Genomic DNA, 1,328 nt, shown 5'->3' with positions numbered 1-1,328 from the left:
GGGACTGTCAGGAATTCCGTGTGCGTGCCGGTCAGTGAACGACACGGTCAGGCCAGGGCTTTGGTGAAGCGCTGACCGAAGAGCACGGCGAACTGGGCCTTGGCCATGGCCCATTCGCGGGGTGGCATCTTCCACTCCCGCTCGGTCCTGTTCAAGACGAGATAGAGCAGCTTCAGCGCGGCCTCGTCGGTCGGGAAGTGGCCGCGGCTGCGGACGGCGCTGCGCAGCTTGGCGTTCAGGGCCTCGATGGCGTTGGTGGTGTACAAGATGCGACGGACCTCGTCGGGGAAGGCGTAGAACGGCACCACCTCGGTCCAGGCACGCCGCCAGGCCGGCCCGATGGCTGCGTACTTCCGGCCCCAAAGCCCGGCCTCGAAGGCCGCCAGGGCGGCCTCCGCCGCGGCCGGATCGACGGCGCGGTAGATCTCCTTCAGCTCCGCCGCGACGAGCCGCCGGTCTTTCCAGGAGACGAAGTCCAAGCTGTGACGCAGCAGGTGGACAATGCAGGTCTGGACCGTGGTGTCGGGAAAGGCGGCGCCGATCGCCTCGGGAAAGCCCTTCAGGCCGTCGACCACGGCCAGCAGGATGTCCTCCACGCCGCGGTTGCGCAGCTCGTTCAGCACCCGCAGCCAGAACTTAGCGCCCTCGTTCTGCTCGAGCCAGAGGCCGAGGATCTCCTTCGTGCCGTCGGCCCGGACGCCGAGCGCGATGTGCACGGCCTTGTTGCGGACCAGCCCCTCGTCGCGGATCTTGACCCGCAGCGCGTCGAAGAAGACCAGCGGGTAGACCGGCTCCAGCGGCCGGGCCTGCCAGGTGGTGATCTCATCCAACACGGCATCCGTCACGGCGCTGACCAGGTCGGGCGAGACCTCGACGCCGTACAGCTCCAGCACATGGCCGGCGATCTCGCGGGTGCTGAGCCCGCGGGCGTAGAGCGACACGATCTTCTCGTCGAAGCCGGGGAAGCGCCGCTGGTATTTGGCGATCAGCTGCGGGTCGAAGCTGCCCTGCCGGTCGCGGGGGACCTCCAGCGTGATCCGCCCGCCGCTCTCCGTCAGCACCGTCTTGCGGCCATAGCCGTTGCGGCTGTTCCCGACACCCGCCTCGCCGCCGAGATGGTGGTCCATCTCGGCATTCAGCGCCCGCTCCGCCAGCGCCTTCTTGAGCTCATCGAGCAGCCCACCCTGCTGCAGGGCGGCCGCCGCGTCCGTGCCGGAGAGTAGCTGGTCCAGCAACTCATCGGCGATATGTGGCGCTTTCCTTCGAGCCATGGGGGAGGTCCTTCCTTTCCCTCATGACCGGCAACACACGAAAATGCCGACAGTCCC

1 protein-coding gene is annotated in these 1,328 nt (G+C 67.8%); it reads right to left on the bottom strand.

Annotation, left to right across the window (positions count from 1 at the left end):
• Nucleotides 1–47 precede the first annotated feature (47 nt).
• Nucleotides 48–1,271, bottom strand: coding sequence for an IS256 family transposase (locus E2C05_RS31845; protein ID WP_133223601.1), 1,224 nt, complete (start codon nucleotides 1,269–1,271; stop codon nucleotides 48–50).
• Nucleotides 1,272–1,328: the final 57 nt, after the last annotated feature.

This window comes from Paracraurococcus ruber (genome assembly GCF_004353985.1).
Lineage (GTDB): Bacteria > Pseudomonadota > Alphaproteobacteria > Acetobacterales > Acetobacteraceae > Paracraurococcus > Paracraurococcus ruber.
Note: the sequence above shows the minus strand (reverse complement) of the source record. Positions and strands in the feature narration are given on the sequence as shown.

What these genes read in the sequence shown, in the direction of transcription:
- E2C05_RS31845 (WP_133223601.1), bottom strand. Translation starts at nt 1,271, where the DNA reads ATGGCTCGAAGGAAAGCGCCACATATCGCCGATGAGTTGCTGGACCAG.